Consider the following 19,783-nt stretch of genomic DNA (forward strand, 5'->3'; position numbering starts at 1 on the left):
CGGAACGGGCTGCGTGGGAGCGGAAATCGAAGCGCATCCGGAAAGCATGGCAACGACAAGAAACGAAACCAAAAATCGGTACAATCCCGTTCCCTCCCTTCCTTGCCTATCTCGATGCTATCACGAACGCTTCTATATGGAAAATATACAAAAAATAATATTTTATTAGGTTTTTCATATAGCTTGACGGCAACTCGCCGGGAAGGGGAGATTGACGCGGAACGGGATACCTTTGCAGGAATTTTCCAAAACGCATTGCTTGCCCCGATTCGCAAATGCGCCACGGGAAACGCCCAGCCCCTTTTTTAGGGTGTCAAAACTGAAATTTCATTTTCATGACTTCGTAACCAAAAATTTCACCGGCCCTCTTATGATTTAGTAGAACTCGAAAGGAGAGGAACAACAATGATCCATCAGACGATAAAAAAATCCATATTGGCCTTTACCGTTGCGGGAGCTGTATGCTTGGGAGCTTTCGGAAGCGGAGATGGCGTTTATACGGTCCAGCAAGCAAAAGCCGCCTCAGCCGCAAGTGCCGACGGGTATGCCGCGGAGCAGGCGCTTAAAACCCTAAACAGCTTTTACAAGCCTGCCTTGAAAGGGCAATTTCCCGGATACGTGAGCGGTCTTACCGTCGGAAAAAGCACCCGGCAAGACGTGATCCAAAAGATCGGCGAACCTGCGCTTCCCGGAAAAAACGCAGGGGCTTTCGATTTGTACGGAGCCGATATGGGCAGCCCCGGTTACGCCTTTTCCTATAAACAAAATAAAATCCGCGAAATGCGTTATTTCGGCACGAACGTGGAACGCCAAACCAATATCGGCGGCATCACCATGAGCATGCTTAAAAAGCACTGGTACGCTCCAAGTTCCACGTCCACGTTCAAAAACGGCAAAACGACGCAAACCAAACTGACCTATAACCGCGGAAATTACAAGCTGGAATTCATCTTCAACAGCAGCACGGACCTCGACCATATCAATTTGACCACAAAATAATGCGGATACGATAAAAAATCCTCTTCGCCCATGCGGACGAAAGAGGATTTTTTCGATGCTTCCGGGAAGCGGGCGGCCCGTTAACGGGCGTTTTTCAGCTCCCTGATGATGTTGTCGAGCTTGTCGTTTATGTAGGTCAAACCTTCCTGAACCTTTTTGCTGAATTCGTCCTCCCGCATCTGATCCTTTCCTGACAAGTGCGCTTTGATCATTGCGGATAAATCCCGCTTGTACTTGTCCACTTCCCTCAATTGGAGGTTGCTGCGCTTTTTGGCATCGTTCACTTTTTTCGTGCAGGCCTTTTTGGCGTCCAGCAGCGCTTTTTTATCTTGATCCCGCACCGCTTTCGCTTGGGACACCGCCTCCTTGCCTGCCTTGCTTTTGACAAGGCTGTTATACTGCGCTGCCGAAGCTTTCGCCTTGGCGGTCAAAGCGGGCACTTCCGAGCAAAGCGAACCGTAAAGGGCCTTTTGTGCTTCCCTCACCTCTTTGACCTTGCTTTTATAATTTTCGAAATACAGTTTCTCCACGGTCGCGGTGGATACGCTTGCCGCAAATGCGCTTTGGTAAGGCAGCAGCACCAGCAGCAACACCAAGAACAAGATGGACTTCTTCATTTCAGTTCGATCCTCCCATGCAGTATTAAGAACATCATAGGACAACTAGCAAAATATTACAATGGATACATCCGCCCATCCGCCGGTTTTTGCCGTTTTTGCCGATACGTTGTCGAACGTTGCATATGGAATCCTGTGACACGCTTTAAGCAAAATTCGATTTATTTTTCATTCGCTGAACATTCTTAAAATATAATGCATTGTGAGTCATAAATTTCCAAAAGGACAGGTGAAGCGCCATGGATTTATTTTATGAGGTTCAAGGAACAGGTTCGCCGATTCTCATGATTCACAGCGGAGGCGTCGATTCTAGAACGTGGAAATATATCGCGCCTGCGCTCGCCATGACCCATCAGGTCATCACGTTTGACGGACGGGGTACCGGACGTTCCCCTGCCCCGATTGCCCCCATGAACATCGCCCAAGACATCAAAAACCTGCTGGACCATTTGAATCTTGCCTCCGCGGTTCTGATCGGACATTCGATGGGCGGGCAAGCGGCGACGGAATTTGCGCTCAAATATCCGGGGATGACAGACAAGCTGATCCTGATTGCCCCGTCTCTTTCCGGCTTCGCCTTCTCCAAACCGTACACCGATTGGATGACGGAGGTCCATTCCCTTGCCCCAAATTACGTAAAAATGACTGAATTTTCCTTGCAAGGCCTGCCCTATCGCGTAACGATGTCCAGTCCGCAGCGGGATTTTTTTGCCGACATGCACCTGCAATATATGAAAAGAGTGTTTACCGAATGGAAAAGCTTTGAACTGATATGGCCCGAAACGCCGGCAATCGAACGTTTGGAGCAGCTTGAGGCCCCTACATTGTTCATTGAAGGGACATGCGATTGGGAAGATATCTCCTTGATTGCCGACGAGTTTAAACGGGCTCCCTCGTTTCGGCATGTCCGGATCGAAGGCGGGGATCACATGATGATGTTGACGCATGGCGATGAAATTGCCGGCCACATCAAGCAATATCTGACAAGTTCGTAAGGAGGTGCTGCGCATGCCGCGTTCGCAGAAAGACAATGAGCGGGTCCGCCAGCTTGCCAAGGAAAACATCCGAACCTCGGCCATGGAAATCTTCATCGAAAAAGGATACCATCGCGCCTCGATCGATGACGTGGCCCGGCGTGCGGGGGTGTCCAAAGGTTTGATGTACAACTACTACAAAGGGAAGGAAGAGCTCCTTGCCGAGATGGTTGAACACCGCGTCCGGGAAATCAAAACCGTGATGGAGGCGGCAGCGAGGCTGGAAGCGCCTGCGGATCAACTGATGCACATCATCGACGGCGCCATCGACAACGTGTACGAGCGTCCGCACGTTTTTCGTTTTTATCTACATCTGCAAACCCAGCCGGAAGAAGATTTGGCGCTGGCCAAATACAGCCGCATGCTCAATCGGGAAATGGCGGAACAATTTCAGGTGCAAACCCGCATGTTCGAACGCCTTGGCGCAGTTCAACCGCAAGTCAGATCGCTTTATTTTTCCTCCACCTTGCAGGGCATCATGCTGATGATTTCCACCTATCCGGAGCATTACCCCGTTTCCGACATCAAAAAGCAGCTGATCAGGGAGTTCTGCAAAGCGGATTAACTGGCGCATTCCAGTGCCCCGGATGGTCTTTCGTTTCATGTTCGGCCGGGATCCGGCCGCAATCACCGCCCATAATTCAAACGGCCTCTCGAACATTCGAGAGGCCGAAAAAGCCGCCATTTCCGCCAGTCGGACCGCATTGCCATACATCATTCGGCATCGCCGGTTTGGATAGATGCCGAAGAATCCGCGATTACCCCTCGTCAATCGTCTATACCTTTCGGGACCCGCAAATGTATAGTAAACCAAACCCAAAGGAGGCGATTGTACTTGAGTCACTGTAAAAAAGAAGACCATAAGCCACATGTCGTCAAACCCAAAATCCGCAAAATTTCGCGCAAGTGCATAGATGGAAAAAAACTTGTATGCTGCCGCGGAAAAATCGGCAAAAGAGGTCCTAGAGGACCGGTAGGCTTCTGAGGACCCGTCGGACCGCAAGGACCGCAAGGGCCACAAGGACCGGTCGGAGCACCGGGACCTGTCGGCGCCATCGGACCCGTCGGACCGCAAGGACCGGTCGGACCGGCAGGACCCCAAGGGCCTGTAGGACTCGCCGGGCCTATCGGAGCTACCGGCGCCACAGGTGCAACGGGGGCAACCGGTGCACCAGGGCCAGCAGGCGGCGCAACCGGCGCGACGGGTGCTACCGGGGCAACGGGAGCAACCGGTGCGACGGGACCTGCGGGCGGAGGCGCGATCATTCCTTTCGCTTCCGGTATTCCTGCAATTTTGACTACCATTGCCGGCGGCTTGGTCGGCACTACAAGCCTTGTAGGCTTCGGAAACTCGGTTGCCGGCGTCACCTTGGCCGGAACGACGATCGACCTGACAGGGGCAGGCGGCACGCTGTTGAACTTTGCCTTCTCCGTTCCGCGCGCAGGAACCATTACGTCGATTGCGGCATACTTCAGTACCACGCTAGCCCTCAGCCTGCTTGGAACGACCGTTACCATCACAGCGCAGCTCTATAGTTCGACGACGCCAAACAATATATTCACAGCCATCCCGGGAGCTTCCGTAACTCTGGCTCCTCCGCTTACCGGGGTATTGGCCCTCGGCACCATTTCAAATGGCATCACGACCGGCCTGAACATTCCGGTAGCGCCTCAAACCCGGCTGTTGATGGTATTTTCGGCAACGGCTACCGGAACGACGCTCATCACTACGGTTGCCGGATATGCCAGTGCCTGCGTCAATATCGTCTGATAGTTCATGTATACGCGAATCATCATCCATGCGTGAAAAAAACAAGTCACTTGTCCGAAAGAAACGGTCAAGTGACTTGTTTTCCTGCGCCTTGTTTAGGCGAATTCCCGCGGATGGCGCTTCATCAGCTCCTCTACCGCGTCCCCGCGGCCGGTGTTCTTCAGCCGCTCGATATACATAGGCAAATGCCCTTTGGCATGGTACGGTCCGCCTTCCTTCATAACCGTCCAGAGCGGATCCACGTCGAACTTCATCGTCTCCATCATGCGGTCATGCCATTCATTCAGGAAATAAACGGCCTCCTTGCACAGATCCCTGCGCTCCCGGGCAAGATTATGCTGCTCATGCGGATCTTCGGCGATGTTAAAAAGCATCTCCTTATCGAATAAATGATAGCCGTCATGATAGGTTCGAACGTACAGCCAGTCCCCGAAGCGGACGCTCCGCTGGCAGACATGGGCGCACTGCGATACGACCAGGAAATCGCGTCCTATTTGTTGGCCGCGGGCGACCGTCCCCGCATAACTCATGCCGTCCCAGCTTGGCGCCGGGGAGACGCCTAGCAGTTCGGCCATCGTCGGAGGCAGGTCCAGATGGTAGTGGAGGCCGGTATCGACGAGCCCTTTTTGCATGCCCGGCCACCGGATGATCATCGGGATGCGGCAAGTCCCCTGGTCAGCCGTTCCATGCTCCCCGTAGATGCCAAGCTCGCCCATGTTTTCCCCATGGTCCGCCGTAATGATGATGACCGTGTCATCCATGATTCCCTTTTGTTCCATCAGCCGGAAAATGGCGCCGACGTGATCGTCCATATGCCGGATTCCGCAATCATAGCCGTCGATCATCCTCCGCAGGTCGCGCATCGATTGAATTTCGCCGGGATGGCGCGGATATTTGGGCAGCGTGTCGCTGTTGTACATATTGATTTCGTTGGCGCCGTGCGGCCCCACTTTTTTCTTATGAAGCTCCAATACCTCTTCCGTGATCCAAGCCGGCAGCGGCTCGTTTTCGAACGGATTGCCGAACGATTCCGGGGCGCGGTACGGCGTGTGCGGATCCCAATAGTTTACGTACAGCATCCAATCATCCTGATCCGCATTGCGCTCCAGCCAATCCAAAACGGTAGGCGTCACCTCTTCGGCGGATTCCATGCCGGATTTGCCCGTATTATAAATTTCGTTAAATCCCGCGTAAAAGGTCCAGGCGGAGTGCCGTTCTCCGAACGGGCTGACGAGCGCCGTCTTCATGCCCGCCCTGCGGAACAGCGCTGGAAAGCTTTCCGTCGTCAATTTATCGTGAAAGTCCCGGTCGACCCCCTCATGCCTAACGTCCGCCGCCGTTCCCCCATGGCCGACGACCCCGTTATGAATGCCGAACCGCCCCGTCATGAGCGCCGTCCGAGACGGAAAGCAAGGCGCGTCGGAAGTATAGTAGTTTTCGAACCGGACGCCTTCGGCGGCGATTCTGTCGATGTTCGGCGAGGTATTCCGGTGATAGCCGTAACATCCGAGATGATCCGGTCTCGTCGAATCCAAATCGAGCAATAAGATTTTCATTCCATCCATCCTCTCCCCGTTTGTAGAAAAATTATAGGCCACAGGCGCCGTGATCGTCATGTATATTCCTCCAATGATTTGGATTGATTTCCACGGTCCCTTGACTGCTGCACGCAAAGCTGTTCGCTAGTTATTTCTCAATTGCCATTAGCCGGAAAAATATCCCGCTGCTTTCATTGTTTTGAACAGCACGCCTTCTTTATTGTACAATTCTACAATTCATGAGAACCCGACATCGACAATAAAAGAATGTTTACGGTCCATGTTCTTTATGTTAGGGTTTGGGATAGAACTTGCTTGAAAGGGGCGGTTTCCTTGTTCCAGTTGATTAGCGTAAACTTCGACAACCATATTCCGAACTGGCATACGCAGCTTGAATCGATCCCTTACAACGTACTTTCGATCGTGAAGGAAGGAAAAGTCCGGTACGACATTAACGGAGACGAAGTGATCGGGGAACGAAGCGATGCATTGTTCATTCCGCAGTCCACCCGCCGGGCCGGAGGTAATTGGATGGGGACGGCCCATCAAAAATTCACGATTTTGTTCGCCTACGACAACGCCCCGATGACCGGAATCCCGTTTCTCGATCAGGCGAGGTTTGCGAAATTCCGCATGCCGGATCCCTTGCAGGTCTTCGACCTCTGCGGGAGATTGCACGAGGAAATGAGAGGCGGCAAAAGCTACCGCGCCTTCATCTGTTTAGGCTTGTTTCAGGAGTTGGTCGGCACGCTTGCCCGCGAGATGGAAAAATCCCCGGAGTTAACGCCCAGCAAACTGAAATATGCCGAAACGATAAAAAAGCATTTGCTTGCGCATTACCGCGACCAGATCGAAATCGAACAATTGGCCGGACTCGTCGGGCTTACTCCAAACTACGTGACCGCCATGTTCAAGGAGGTTTGCGGCCACTCCCCGATCCGGTACATGCACCGGCTACGCATTCTCGAAGCCTGCGGCCTGCTCCTCGGCTCGACCATGACGGTTGCCGATATAGCGCAATATTTGGGGTATTACGATACGTCCTATTTTTGCCGCATGTTCAAACAGCTCGCCGGAATGTCCCCTACGGAATACGCGAAACGGGGAGACCTTTCGGAAACGTCCAAGCTTTTGGTTTGATGCCGGAGGCCGCTTGTTTCGGCTATAGAAACGCTCCTTGATTCGCCGAATCCAACCAGCTTGCCGCCCCGTTTGCTGCGGTCTGCATCCCCCTTCGGGATGGGCGGCGATCGGATCGGTGCGCGGGTTAGCACATGCTGTCACTCATTTCCCTCATCATGCGTACTTCGTACTATAACCTATCCATTTTTCATCATTCGCGGCTGCGGGGTGATCCGTCGATCCACCTTCCCAGTCTTTTTTGTACAAGTACAACTATTTTAAATTATGAAAACTTTTTTGTATGTATATTTGAACACCCCGATAGAAATTTTCAAAAAAAAAAAAAAAAAAAAGTGTTGCAACCCTTTAATTTTGTAGTGTAGAATAACAGAAAATCGTTTTTGCCCTAGGGAAAGATTTTTTCGTTACTTAAATACTTAGAAGCTTAGTCATGTTGAAACACTTCCGTTTGGAGGGGGGATGATGCCGCAAGCTTGTTTTCTCCTGATATTGGATCAGGAGCGCTTTTTTACGCCATAAAAGTTTACCTAAGGAAAAATATTTTTATCGAGGAAAGAAATAATAGAACAAATCATAGCCTTGTATCCTTACTAGGGACATACGGGCCGGAATTTGCTTTTACGGGAGGAGAATGAACCAATGGCAACCACTTATCATTCCCGACGAGGGAGGCGAATGCGCCGTCTGCTCAAGATCGCGTTCTTCATCGGATGCATCGCCCTGATCACCGCCTGCGGCAGCGGAGCCGGAGAACGAGGGGCCGAAGCGGAGGGCAAAATCAAAGTGACCGCCACCATCGGCATGATTACCGATATTGTCCGCGAAATCGGCGGCGAGCATGTCGCCGTTACCGGACTGATGAAAGCCGGGGTTGATCCGCATCTGTATAAAGCTTCCCAGGGGGATATCAAAAAGCTGGACCAGGCCGACATCATCTTCTACAACGGGCTGCATCTGGAAGGAAAAATGGTGGAAATATTCGAAAACATGGCCAAAAAGAAGACGACCGTGGCGGTATCGGACCGAATCGACCGTTCCATGCTCCGAACCGGCGCCGAAAACGGCATGGATACCGAATACGACCCGCATATCTGGTTTCATGTGAAGCTTTGGATGAAAGCGGCCGAAACCGTCAGGGATACGCTCGCCGAACATGACCCGGCACATGCCGATGATTACCGCAAAAACGCCGAAACCTACCTGCAGGAGCTGCAGCGGCTCCATGAGGAAACAGCGGAAAAAATCGAATCGATTCCGGAACAAAGCCGCGTGCTCGTGACGGCGCATGACGCCTTCGGTTACTTCGGCGACGCTTACGGGATGAAGGTCATGGGGCTTCAGGGCATCAGCACGGCCTCCGAGGCCGGCACGAAAGACGTGACCGATTTGCGGGATTACCTGATTGAGCACAACATCAAAGCGGTGTTCATCGAATCCAGCGTTCCCCGGAAAGCGATCGATGCCGTCATTCAAGGCGCCAAGGAAAAAGGCCACCCGATTGCCATCGGCGGCGAACTGTTCTCCGACGCGATGGGCGAAGAAGGAACCCCTGAGGGCACGTATATCGGCATGATCCGCCATAACGTCGATACGATCGTGGAAGCGTTGAAATAGAAAGGAGCCATGAGCATGCATAAAAGCCCATTGTCGATTCACGGATTGTCCGTCGCTTATCAGAAGAAACCCGTGCTGCGCGATATCACGTTCGAGGTCCCGGAAGGAAATCTGATCGGCATCGTCGGCCCGAACGGAGCGGGCAAGTCGACCTTGATCAAGGCGGCACTCGGCCTCATCCCCCGCCTGCACGGCGAAGTAACGATTTACGGAAAGCCGTACGCGAAGCAGCGCAAGCTTGTCGGCTACGTCCCGCAAAGAGAATCGGTCGATTGGGATTTTCCGACCAATGCCCTGGATGTCGTCATGATGGGCAGGTACGGGCATCTGGGCTGGATCAAACGTCCCGGCAGCGCCGAGAAGAAGCTGGCCTTGGAATGCCTGGCAAAAGTCGGCATGGCCGATTACGCCGGCCGGCAGATCAGCCAGCTTTCCGGCGGGCAGCAGCAGCGGATATTTTTGGCCAGGGCGCTTGCCCAGGATGCCACGCTGTATGTTATGGATGAACCTTTCGTCGGGGTCGACGCGGCTACCGAAAAAGCGATCATTACGCTCCTTAACGAACTGAAAACGCAAGGAAAAACGGTGCTTGTCGTGCATCACGATTTGGCCACCGTCAAGGAATATTTCGATTGGGTCATGCTGCTTAACGTGCGGCTTGTCGCTTTCGGACCGACGGAACCGACGTTCACGGCCCAAAAGCTGCAGGAAACCTACGGTGGAAGATTAACGATGCTGGACCGGGAGAGCCCGTCCGCGCTGATCGTAAACGGGAGGTCATCCGATGTCGACGGCTCTATACATTTGGCTTGACCCGAACGTTCAGTGGATTCTTTTCGGCTCCATGCTCCTCGGGCTAAGCAGCGGCGTGATCGGCAGCTTCGCCTATTTGCGCAAGCAATCGTTAATGGGGGATGCCTTGTCGCATGCCGCCCTTCCCGGCGTCTGCATCGCCTTTATGCTTAGCGGATCGAAATCCATCGGGCTTTTCCTGCTCGGCGCCGCCGTGGCGGGCGTCATCGCCACCTTTGGCATCGGCTTTATTACGCGCAACAGCCGAGTGAAGCAGGACGCGGCGCTTGCGATCGTCCTCACCGTGTTTTTTGGCATCGGCATCGTCCTGCTGACCCGGATCCAGCATTCGGGCAACGGTAACCAGAGCGGGCTCGACAAATTTCTGTTCGGTCAGGCCGCCTCCATGATGCTCTCCGACGTGATGATCATGGCCGCGATCTCCCTCGTTCTGGTCACCGTATGCAGCCTGCTGTTTAAAGAGTTCAAGCTGCTCAGCTTCGATCCCGGATTTGCCCGCGGCATCGGGTACCCCGTGGCGTTCATGGATCAGCTGATCATGTTTTTGATCGTGGTGGCGGTCGTCGTCGGCATCCAGGCGGTCGGGGTCGTGCTCATGTCCGCCCTTCTGATTACCCCTGCCGTCTCGGCCAGGTATTGGACGGAAAAACTCGGGATGATGGTCGTGTTAGCCGGGTTGTTCGGAGCATTAAGCGGACTGATCGGTACCTTCATCAGCGCCAGCGGCAACAATTTGCCTACGGGGCCGTTAACGGTTCTCGTCGCTACCGCCGTCTTCGCATTATCCGTTGCGGCGGCGCCGCGGCGGGGCGTGATTTCCAAACTGCTGCTGCGGGCGTCCGTTCGCACCCAGGTCCGACGCGAGCAGGCCGAGGTTTCGGGCGAAAGGAGGAATCGGGCCGTATGAGTACGTTTTGGATCGTTTTAACCGGCGCGCTTGTCGCCAGTGCGTGCAGCATCGTCGGCTGCTTTCTCGTGCTCCGCAAGATGGCGATGATCGGAGATGCCATCAGCCACGCCGTGCTGCCGGGGATCGTCATCGCCTTCCTGATCGGCGGTTCGAGGGATTCGCTCCTCATGCTGCTTGGCGCCGCGGCCATCGGTTTGCTCGCGGTATTTCTCATCCAATGGTTTCACCAAAGCGGCGTTCCGTCCGACGCATCGATCGGCGTGGTGTTTACCGCCCTGTTCGCGGCTGGAGTCGTCCTCGTTAGTATGTACACGCGGGATATCGACCTCGATCTCGACTGCGTTCTTTACGGCGAAATTGCCTACGTCCCATGGAACACGCTCCAGATCGCCGGCGTCGACATCGGGCCCAAGGCGGTATGGGGCGTCGGTCTGGCGCTGCTCCTCTCCGTCGTCCTGATCGCGGCCTTTTACAAGCAGTTCAAAATCTGTTCGTTCGACCCCGCCATGGCCGCGGCCGTCGGCATTCCGGTCGCCTTGTTCCATTATTTGCTCATGGGGCTCGTCTCCGTCAGCACCGTCGCTTCCTTCGAAAGCGTCGGCGCCATTTTGGTCGTCGGCATGCTGGTCGTGCCGCCGGCCACGGCATATCTGCTGACGGAAAAGCTGGGACGCATGATCGTATACAGCGTTCTGATCGGCTGCGCCAGCTCCGTCATCGGCTATTTTGCGGCAAGCATGCTGGATGCTTCGATCGCAGGCAGCATGATCAGCATCGCGGGCGGAATCTTTTTGATTGCTCTGCTCTTTTCGCCTTCGCACGGCGTGGTTCTGCGCAAAATCAAACAGAAACAAATGGTTCGGCAAGCAAGCATCGCTGAATAACCGCAAAAAAAGGAGCGCCTTTCCATCGGGCGCTCCTGATTTTTTCCAATATGCGGCTTGTTTTGCTCCCCTGATCTCCTTCGGCATGAGGTGAAAATAATTGACCACCATGCAATTTATCTATACACTCAACCTATGGAATATAAAGGGAGGAGACACATATGAAAGTAGGGGCTTCAGCAATGAATACCAACGCAGACACATTAGTGACTATGCTTCGTATGGCCTTTTCTTTTGAAAACTGGGACAATCTTATTCTTTTGGCGGATGAGCTGCTGGATAAAGTGTACGGCCCTTACAGGGAAGACTCCGATCAACCCAAGCCCGTCATGGAACGGCCGCTGGTTTATTATTTGGGATACAGCAACCTGATGAAAGGCGTAGCCTATCAGAAGAAGAAACTATATAAAGAAGCGATGGAATGCATCGATCAGTACCGGGATTTAAGCCTGTTTTCGGACGGAAGCAAAAGCAATGCCAACATCATTGAAGATTTCAGCTTTCTGGCCAAGGCCAACTCATATACCCTCGAAATTTCGTCGGGAAATACGGACAGCATCGAAGAGTATGCATCGTTCATCCATCAATATCCTTCCGAAACGCTGCCCGGGCTGGTCACGATCTTGGAATGCGCCAACAAACATGACCTTGACGTCGACACCATCGTGAACCCCCTGCTCGAATACATCAAAAAAATGAACCATCGGGACCTGAACCCGACCGACCGCTCCTATTATCTTTCGATTTTGTATTTGATTTCGATCTACCATTTGAAAAAAAGCAACTATAAAGAAGCCATCCATTACACGATAAAATCCTTGATATTTGCCGATAACATCGAGGATCACCGGCATTTCAAGAAATCGGTGGCGTTGTTTGAAGTTTTTAGGTCGCACGCGACGAGGCAACAAAGAGATACCTACGCTGCCGTATTAAAAAATTATCTGACGCTGGCGATCGAACATGAGGACGGCTTTTCGCTCGACAACGGTCGTCACGGTTCTGCTTAGCCCTGAGTTGCCAACGTCGTCTCCGCCTTCCCCCGGGCACCGGTTTTCAACCTTGTTTTCAAACCTGGATCCCGGCGTCGGCCGCGGCGGCGATCCCAACTTAGTCGAAACAGGGTTCTCCCGGGCTAACCCCTATCGTTTGGGCGGAGTCCCCGAACCGCTTGCGCCTTGTCCATCTTGAAGATATTTTTTCAAATACCTCCCCGTAACCGACCTTTCGCTTGCAAGGATGTCTTCCGGCGTCCCTGAAAATACGATCTCTCCCCCCTCCTGTCCCGCTCCGGGTCCCATATCGATGATCCAATCGGCCCGGCTGATCAGGTCGAGGTGATGCTCGATGACCACCACGGTACAACCTTGATCCGTCAAACGGTCCAGCATCCGCATCAGCTGCCGGATATCCGACAAATGCAGCCCCGTCGACGGCTCGTCCAAAACGTACATCCCTCCTTGACGTTCCATCTCTTTCGCAAGTTTGATCCTTTGCAGCTCCCCTCCGGACAATGTGCTGAGCGGCTGGCCAAGCATCAAATACGCTGCTCCCGCTTCGCGGAGACGGGCGAGAATCGCCAGGATATCGGGTTCCTCAAAAAAGTCCCCCGCTTCTTCCACGGACATGCGAAGCACGTCGCTGATGTTTTTGCCGTCTACCGTATAGGAAAGCACCTCGTTTTTAAACCGCTGTCCCCCGCAAACCTCGCATACCGTTTCGACGGAATCCATAAACGCCAGGTCGGTCGTCACGATCCCCGTCCCTTTGCATTCCGGGCACGCTCCCCGGGAGTTGAAGCTGAATAGGGAAATATCCGCCCGATTGCGTTTGGCGAACAGCGTCCGAATGAGATCGAACATGCCCGTAAACGTCGCAAGATTCGAACGGCTCGAGGCATGCACCGCATCCTGGTTGACATAGACGGCCTCCGGCGCGTACCGGGGGAGGATTTGATTGATGAGCGTGCTTTTCCCCGATCCGGCTACGCCCGTTACGACCGTCATGACGCCTTGGGGAATGCGGACGCTGACGTTTTTCAGATTATGCAGGTTCGCGCCCTGAATGGACAGCCACCCGGATGGGGATCGGGTTGCCTGTTTTAGCGCAGGTTTCTCCTTCAGGAATTTCCCCGTCAGCGTATCCGACGCCAGCAGCCCCTGGAAATCCCCTTCGTAAACCACGTTCCCGCCGTGGATGCCCGCCCTTGGCCCCATATCGATGACATGATCCGCGATCCGAATGACGTCCGGGTCATGCTCGACGATGATCACGGTATTGCCTTTGTCTCTCAATTGCTTGAGGAGCTCATTGATGTTGTGAACGTCATGCGGATGCAAGCCGATGCTGGGCTCGTCAAAAATATACGCAAGATCGGTCAGGCTGCTCCCGAGCTGGCGGACCATCTTGATCCGCTGGGATTCCCCGCCCGACAAGGTGGCCGTTTCGCGGCCCAAAGCCAAATATCCCAACCCGACGGAAAGCATCTGCCGCAAACGAAACCTCAGCGCCTCGACGATCGTCGATACGATCGGATCATGAATCAAGCCCAAAAAATCGATGAGATCGCTGACCTGCATCGCGGTGCAGTCGGCGATGTTTTTCCCTTGGATCCGGCATTTCAGCACTTCGGCATTCAATCTTGCGCCGCCGCATGCCGGGCACGTCCCTCGTCTGACCACGCGCTCGATATCCTCCTTGTACAGCTCGGCATCCCTTGGATCTTTGCTGAGAAAGCTGCGAACGATTCGGGGAACGACTCCTTCGTACGTAGCGGTTGGCGGCCATCCTTCGGTCGGATGCGGAGGTTTGAATCCCGACTTGAACAGCAGCGTATCCCATTCCTCCTCCGTGAAATCCTTCAGTTTTTTGTCGTTGTCGAACAAACCCGTGCAAACGTAACGCTTCCAGCGAAAATCGCCGGGCCTGAACGTCGGGAAACGAATGGCTCCTTCGTTTAAGGATTTGTCCTTGTCAATGAGCTGGTCGATATCGATCTCTTTGGCGGTCCCAAGCCCTTCGCATTTCGGGCACATGCCTTTCGGATTGTTGAACGAAAAGACTTCGGCTTCGCCGGCGAAAGGTTTTCCGATCCGGGAAAACAACAACCGCAGCAGCGAGTAAATATCCGTGATGGTCCCGACGGTCGAACGAGAATTCCCGCCGATCCGTTTCTGGCTGATGACGACGGCTACCGGCAAATTGGCGATGGCATCCGCATTCGGCTGCCCGTAATGGGGCATCCGGTGGCGCACAAAACTCGAGTAAGTTTCGTTTAACTGGCGCTGCGATTCCGCGGCGATCGTATCGAAAACAAGCGTCGACTTGCCGGAACCGGAAACGCCGGTAAACACCGTGATCCGTTTTTTCGGAACCGACACGTCGACATCCTTTAAATTTTTCCCTTTTGCTCCGACGATGCGGATGTGATCTTGTTCGTCAAGTCGATGCCTTTTCATCGTTTGTCCTCCTCTTTCGTCCCTTGATCCTTTATCAGTCTTAGCATATACTTTAAACATGACAATAGTTGTCCAGTTTAAACAACGTGCCATCGGAGGAGAGGGATCATGTCCAAAACCAAGCTGCTGTTCGATCTCATCATGTACGTCAATTCCAAACGCCATTTTACGGCCCAGGACGTCGCCCATGAATTCGGGGTATCCGTCCGGACGGCTCATCGTTATTTGATGGAAATCAGCGAATTGGGCGTTCCCGTCTATACCGAGCAGGGCCGAAACGGCGGGTACCGGACGCTGAACAACCGGGTGCTGCCGCCGGTATCGTTTGACGAAAACGAAGCGCTCGCCATTTTTTTCGCGTTCCGCTCACTCAGGCATTACGATTCGCTGCCCTTTGATGCCGACATCGACTCCGCATCGAGAAAATTGTTTGCTCTCCTGCCGGCGGACGTGAAACCGAAAATCAAACGGCTTGAACATGTGCTGTCTTTCTGGAATCCGAAACGAAGCGTCAAAGCCCCTTATTTGAAGGAACTCATCGAAGCCGCCGTGGGGCGCCGAATCGTCTGCATGACGTACCGTTCCAAATCGGGAGCCCGAACAAGGAATGCCGTGCCGATCGGCGTATACGCCAATGACGGATTATGGTATATGCCCGCCTGCGACGTGGACAAAGGCAACGTGCGCCTGTTTCGCGTAGACCGGATCCAATCGCTTCAAATCTCGGATGAAACCTATGAAGTGCATACCGGGCTTATGGAATGGCTTGAAAATTATACGGTATCTTCCCCTGTCCGACTGGTGGTCGAATTGACCGAAGAGGGCATGCGGCAATGCCAAAGCTACCCCTGGTGCGATCCGGTCCCTCTTGGGAAAGGGATTGGGAACAGGGCCGCCGGCAAAATCGATACGGTTATTGACCGCGGCGACGTCGGGTATACGGCCGCATTTTTCGCCGGGCTGGGAAAGGAAGCCAAAGTGTTGGAACCGCAGGAAGTCATCGACTTGATCCGGGCGCATGGCGAAACGCTGCTGCATCAATATTCGCAAGTTTAGGCGCGGCAGTACGAAAAAAGCGGCCGATCCCTAAAGACCGGCCGCTTCGCCCTTGCCTATGCTCCTATGTTCATCCGAAATTCCAAACGATTTTTAAATATTTCCGGAACAGCTCGTCCAGCATCTGGGTAGGATCCTCAAGCTCGGAATGCGCGGACCGCGCAAATGCCGCCAAATGTTCGATCTCCTTTTCGATGAACTCATGGATGACCTCCACCCGATGTTCGAGGTCCAACTCCTCGCCGGCGATTTTCCGCCTCAGCAAATCTTCGATGGCCGCTTTCAGCTCCGGCTCCGTGACCAAATCGCCGACCAGGTCCTGAAACAAAATCGGCGGGTTCGCATTGTATTTTTCAACCCATTTGCAGGCTAGAATCGGCCTGAGCAAATAAAAAATTTTTTTGATTTTCACCTGCTCCCCCTGCAAATAGCCCCGAAAATTTCCCGTCGCCATATGCAAATAATGATGCACGGAAGCCCTTGGGGAGAACACCCGGTCACTTAACGCAAGCATGTCTTCCTTAAAACCGTAGGCTTCGTAATACCGGATATCCGAACCGAGCCACTCCAGCAGCGGCGGGTTCGATTTCCGAAACAGTTTCAGCGCTTTCCGGATATCCCAGCCGTTGATGTCCAGCTGCTCGTTGATCGGCACCTCGATGACGTCCCGTTTCTCGTCGATGGACAAATACCATTCCGGCCGATGGATATAGACGAATCGCACGTCGTAGTCGCTATCCCGGGACGGAAAGCCCCAAGCCCGGCTTCCCGATTCGACCGCAAACAAAATCTTGACCTGATGCTCCCGTTCGATTTCATGAATTTTATCCACGATGACTTCTTTCAATCGTTTTCTCTCCTATTCTGTAAAGAGCTGCGTCCCCGGACCTCCCTCTGCCAGGGAGTTAGGGAATCACTTTCCGTTTTCTTTTGGCCGTTTGTCCCTTCTGGTTTGGTCCGTTCACCGCTTCCCGGATCGTTTCGATGACGCGCGACTGCTCTTTTATTATGCTCTGCAGCCGCTTCACCTCCTGCTCGGCGTTGGCGAGCAGGCTTTTGGAATAAAACTCGAATCCGGTGATCAGCCAGTCCAGCGAAACTCGATATGTATCCGAAAGCTTGGCGAGAGACAGCAGGTCAGGCTCCTCTTGGGCCGATTCGTAGACTTCGAGGGCATCGGGTTGAATTTGCGTTCTCCAGCATACCTCCATTTTCGTCAATTTCCGGTTGATTCTGGCGGTTTTAAGTCGTTCTCCCATGTCTTCAAGCTGTGTTTTGGCCATTTGCTGCACCCCTTTTCGTTGGGATTGGTCCAATTCTGCGCTTGTTGAGGCGCATTTTTTCTATCGATCGTTCGTCTGACATCCTATTAGCTTATTGGCTGCCGCTTTCATAATATAGAACCCCGGACCAGGGTCCGAGGTTACGCATGATGGGTTTATTCATCACGATTTTTGTTATTTTGAATCATTATCGGGCGATTCTTGCGGCATCTTCCGGGTTATCCTTCATCGTATTCGTCCATCCCGTTCGTTATGCCCGACATTAATGAATGCAAAGCATCGGCTAATGCCGACGACGATTCCGATTCGAGCCATTCATCCGGGATGAGCAAAGCTTGGCGGGGATGGGCCTGCACATAACTGTAGAGGATCTGGGCTTCGTCGATCTCGTCTTTGCCGACTTCCGACGCAATCGCCCATTCATTTTGCTTGAAATAAGCCTGGACCAGTACGTTGGCTTCTTTTTCCAGCCGCTGCGCCTCCTTTTCGGTTCCGATGGAAAACACCCGGCTAAAGAGAACGGTATGCCTTTTGACGAGAAAAAGCTTGATCGCGTTTTGGTCCACAGGTTCGTAAAGAAGCACATTGGGGTTGTTTCCGGCAAAGCCGATGATTTTCTCTTTCCGCTCCAAAAATCGGATCGCCTGCAGCACGTCCCTGTATCGGGCGGCCGCTTCAAAATCAAAGCGTCCGGCTGCCGCCGCCATTTCCCGCTCCACCTCATCGCAAAGGCTCCGGTCGGTACCATGAAGCAGCCCGATAAACCGCTCCATCCTTTGCCGGTATTCCGCCAACTTTGTACCGCCCAGACACATGCCCAGGCACAGACCGATGTCGTGGTTCAAACAGGGCGCGTTTGCCGCTGCCGCGGGACTGCAGGCGATTTTGAAGGATTCCAAAATCGTTTGCACCGCGTTTTGGACCGCAAGTTCGCTTGCCGGATAAGGGCCAAACACTTCGTCTCCCGGAGCCGCCAGTGGCTGGCGGGTCGTCTCGAAATGGCGCAGCCCCGCCGATGCCGGGATGACGATATATGCGTACGAAGCAGGGTTTTTCATTTTCCGGTTGTACATCGGCTTGAATTTATGAATCAGGCTGCATTCCAGCAGCAAAGCTTCGAATTCGGTATCCGTCCGGATGATCTCCAAATCCTGTACATGCTGGACGAGCCTTTTGATTTTGGGCGCATGGGATTTGGAGCGATGGAAATACGAACTCACCCTGTTTTTTAAATGCTTGGACTTTCCGACATATAAAATGCCGCCGCGGGCATCTTTCATGATATATACGCCGGGCGCTTCGGGAAGACGCCGGAGCTTGTCTTTCAGCACGGAGCCGGCAGTTTTTCCGGGATCGGTTTCGGTTGGGTGACCGGCAAGACCGTTTATGCGTTTTCCGCTCATGTTGCTCCCCTTTCCCCCGCGGGCCTTAATATTCGATGGCATCCATCAGGCCAAGATTCCGGTTCGATTCCCTCAACAATTCCATGAAGGAATCCGCGACATAATAAACAAAATCCGGATCATGCACGTAGCTGATGATTTGCCCGTAGGTTCCCTGCTCGGACGGATCGAGGTCAAGCATCAAATAAACGGAGCCCCCGGCCATCGTCGCAAACGGCAGCCATTTCTCATGAAATAAAAAAGGTTTGATCTCCGGATCCAGCTTTCGCATCTCCTCTTCGGAATAATGCTCTGCCAGCAATTCGTCCCGTTCGCAAAAATAGCTTTTGGTCTCTTCGATTTCGTCCAAGGACATCAAATAAAACGGCATGCCCTCATCCGATTCGCCATCGCCCGGGTACAAAACGTGAAACGCATACCCGCTGCCGTCCTTTCGGCGATAAAAAGCGCGGAAATCCTCGGGCAGCAGCCCGAATTTCGCCTCGATCGCAGCCAATTGTTGTTCATCCGCTCCGGGGCGTTGCTGGTAGCTTGCATGCAGCTCCTGAATGTCGGCGTCCACGGCTTTTTCCTTTAGCAAAACATCGAGCTCGGCCATGAGGGGATCCAACTGTTCCGATATATACTCGCGGTAACCCCAGAACGCTTCTTCTTCGCCGCCGTTCTCCAGCAAAATCATGACCGCGTAAGAGATGAGATCCAGCCACCGTTCCATCCGGGCGACCTGCTCGTCCGCAATCAGGCCGTTGCGGCGCAAAACTCCGTCCGGCTCCACCGCCCATGCCCGGGCCAAATGGGTGATGCTCCACAAGCAGGCGATGAGCTCCCGGTTTAACGCCGGCTTGCCAAACTCTCCGGAAAGCGCGCGCACAACAGCCATGAGTTCATGGAAATAGCTCTCCTGCAGTTCCCCGCTGAACGGTCTCAAACTTCCGAGAAAACCGTACGTCATTTTATGGTGCCGCACATCTTCATGGGCAAAAGCATGGCATTGCAATAACAGTATGGCAGATGAAGCGTCCATATGGAATTCCTCCTATTGATTTCCATGTTTCAATATTTTCTTACTTATTTTCACATTTTTATTGACCCTACGACCCGCGTTTAGTATGATATATACAAATCTTGTAATTATTAGGAGGTGAAGTCGAAATAGACGAAGTCATCGAAATCGATGAAATGGACCTTGACGTGGTCACGAAAATGCTGAAAATGACTTACTCCTTCGAATTATGGGACAAGCTATTGGAATTATCGGAT

At 53.3% G+C, this 19,783-nt stretch carries 18 protein-coding genes; 11 read left to right on the plus strand and 7 right to left on the minus strand.

Features of this window, described 5'->3' with window-relative positions; genetic code table 11:
• Positions 1 to 465: 465 nt before the first annotated feature.
• Positions 466 to 999: a YjgB family protein gene (locus NYE48_RS16155; protein ID WP_340999394.1), complete on the plus strand. Its 534-nt coding sequence runs from the start codon at positions 466 to 468 to the stop codon at positions 997 to 999.
• An 80-nt stretch (positions 1,000 to 1,079) separates the two neighbouring features.
• On the opposite strand, the gene NYE48_RS16160 is transcribed toward NYE48_RS16155, so the two are convergent.
• Complete coding sequence (locus NYE48_RS16160; RefSeq protein WP_340999395.1) at positions 1,080 to 1,616, minus strand: hypothetical protein; 537 nt, start codon at positions 1,614 to 1,616, stop codon at positions 1,080 to 1,082.
• Positions 1,617 to 1,855: 239 nt separating this feature from the next.
• On the opposite strand from NYE48_RS16160, the gene NYE48_RS16165 reads away from it, so the two are divergent.
• The 3 genes from NYE48_RS16165 to NYE48_RS16175 all read left to right on the plus strand — a co-directional run bounded on the left by NYE48_RS16165 (position 1,856) and on the right by NYE48_RS16175 (position 4,421).
• The gene (locus tag NYE48_RS16165) at positions 1,856 to 2,611 is read left to right on the plus strand and encodes an alpha/beta fold hydrolase (RefSeq protein WP_340999396.1); all 756 of its coding nucleotides are present in this window, start codon (positions 1,856 to 1,858) and stop codon (positions 2,609 to 2,611) included.
• 13 nt (positions 2,612 to 2,624) lie between these two features.
• Positions 2,625 to 3,215 (plus strand): TetR/AcrR family transcriptional regulator, encoded by a 591-nt coding sequence (locus NYE48_RS16170; protein WP_340999397.1) that lies wholly within the window; start codon positions 2,625 to 2,627, stop codon positions 3,213 to 3,215.
• 729 nt (positions 3,216 to 3,944) lie between these two features.
• Positions 3,945 to 4,421 (plus strand): exosporium glycoprotein BclB-related protein, encoded by a 477-nt coding sequence (locus tag NYE48_RS16175; protein ID WP_340999398.1) that lies wholly within the window; start codon positions 3,945 to 3,947, stop codon positions 4,419 to 4,421.
• 95 nt (positions 4,422 to 4,516) lie between these two features.
• On the opposite strand, the gene NYE48_RS16180 is transcribed toward NYE48_RS16175, so the two are convergent.
• Positions 4,517 to 5,977, minus strand: a complete 1,461-nt coding sequence (locus NYE48_RS16180) for a sulfatase family protein (protein WP_340999399.1) — start codon at positions 5,975 to 5,977, stop codon at positions 4,517 to 4,519.
• A 315-nt stretch (positions 5,978 to 6,292) separates the two neighbouring features.
• On the opposite strand from NYE48_RS16180, the gene NYE48_RS16185 reads away from it, so the two are divergent.
• From NYE48_RS16185 to NYE48_RS16210, 6 genes are all read left to right on the plus strand, one after another.
• The gene (locus NYE48_RS16185) at positions 6,293 to 7,099 is read left to right on the plus strand and encodes a helix-turn-helix domain-containing protein (protein ID WP_212948398.1); all 807 of its coding nucleotides are present in this window, start codon (positions 6,293 to 6,295) and stop codon (positions 7,097 to 7,099) included.
• Between the two features lie 678 nt (positions 7,100 to 7,777).
• A complete protein-coding gene (locus tag NYE48_RS16190; protein WP_341000679.1) occupies positions 7,778 to 8,716 on the plus strand; it encodes a metal ABC transporter solute-binding protein, Zn/Mn family in 939 nt (312 codons plus the stop codon).
• A gap of 9 nt (positions 8,717 to 8,725) precedes the next feature.
• On the plus strand, positions 8,726 to 9,529 hold the full coding sequence (locus NYE48_RS16195) for a metal ABC transporter ATP-binding protein (RefSeq protein WP_373316208.1): 804 nt from the start codon (positions 8,726 to 8,728) through the stop codon (positions 9,527 to 9,529).
• Entirely contained in the window at positions 9,501 to 10,436 is a 936-nt protein-coding gene (locus tag NYE48_RS16200; RefSeq protein WP_212948392.1) for a metal ABC transporter permease, read from the plus strand. Before NYE48_RS16195 ends, NYE48_RS16200 begins: the two co-directional genes overlap by 29 nt.
• Positions 10,433 to 11,323: a metal ABC transporter permease gene (locus NYE48_RS16205; RefSeq protein ID WP_212948390.1), complete on the plus strand. Its 891-nt coding sequence runs from the start codon at positions 10,433 to 10,435 to the stop codon at positions 11,321 to 11,323. The genes NYE48_RS16200 and NYE48_RS16205 overlap by 4 nt, the downstream gene beginning before the upstream one ends.
• 182 nt (positions 11,324 to 11,505) lie before the next feature.
• Complete coding sequence (locus NYE48_RS16210) at positions 11,506 to 12,333, plus strand: hypothetical protein (protein ID WP_156124530.1); 828 nt, start codon at positions 11,506 to 11,508, stop codon at positions 12,331 to 12,333.
• Between the two features lie 132 nt (positions 12,334 to 12,465).
• Here NYE48_RS16210 and NYE48_RS16215 read toward each other — a convergent pair whose 3' ends face one another.
• The gene (locus NYE48_RS16215) at positions 12,466 to 14,781 is read right to left on the minus strand and encodes an excinuclease ABC subunit UvrA (protein ID WP_340999401.1); all 2,316 of its coding nucleotides are present in this window, start codon (positions 14,779 to 14,781) and stop codon (positions 12,466 to 12,468) included.
• 108 nt (positions 14,782 to 14,889) lie between these two features.
• Between NYE48_RS16215 and NYE48_RS16220 the strand changes: the two genes are divergently transcribed.
• On the plus strand, positions 14,890 to 15,837 hold the full coding sequence (locus NYE48_RS16220) for a helix-turn-helix transcriptional regulator (protein WP_340999403.1): 948 nt from the start codon (positions 14,890 to 14,892) through the stop codon (positions 15,835 to 15,837).
• Between the two features lie 70 nt (positions 15,838 to 15,907).
• Here the strand turns inward: NYE48_RS16220 and NYE48_RS16225 are convergent, their stop codons facing one another.
• From NYE48_RS16225 to NYE48_RS16240, 4 genes are all read right to left on the minus strand, one after another.
• A complete protein-coding gene (locus NYE48_RS16225) occupies positions 15,908 to 16,684 on the minus strand; it encodes a nucleotidyltransferase domain-containing protein (RefSeq protein WP_340999405.1) in 777 nt (258 codons plus the stop codon).
• 58 nt (positions 16,685 to 16,742) lie between these two features.
• The gene (locus tag NYE48_RS16230; protein ID WP_052146870.1) at positions 16,743 to 17,120 is read right to left on the minus strand and encodes a helix-turn-helix domain-containing protein; all 378 of its coding nucleotides are present in this window, start codon (positions 17,118 to 17,120) and stop codon (positions 16,743 to 16,745) included.
• 218 nt (positions 17,121 to 17,338) lie between these two features.
• On the minus strand, positions 17,339 to 18,523 hold the full coding sequence (locus NYE48_RS16235) for a GIY-YIG nuclease family protein (RefSeq protein ID WP_340999407.1): 1,185 nt from the start codon (positions 18,521 to 18,523) through the stop codon (positions 17,339 to 17,341).
• Between the two features lie 25 nt (positions 18,524 to 18,548).
• Positions 18,549 to 19,547 (minus strand): SMI1/KNR4 family protein, encoded by a 999-nt coding sequence (locus tag NYE48_RS16240; RefSeq protein ID WP_340999409.1) that lies wholly within the window; start codon positions 19,545 to 19,547, stop codon positions 18,549 to 18,551.
• Between the last annotated feature and the right edge of the window lie 236 nt (positions 19,548 to 19,783).

Source organism: Paenibacillus sp. FSL M7-1455, from assembly GCF_038004655.1.
Taxonomy (GTDB): domain Bacteria; phylum Bacillota; class Bacilli; order Paenibacillales; family Paenibacillaceae; genus Paenibacillus_AQ; species Paenibacillus_AQ cookii.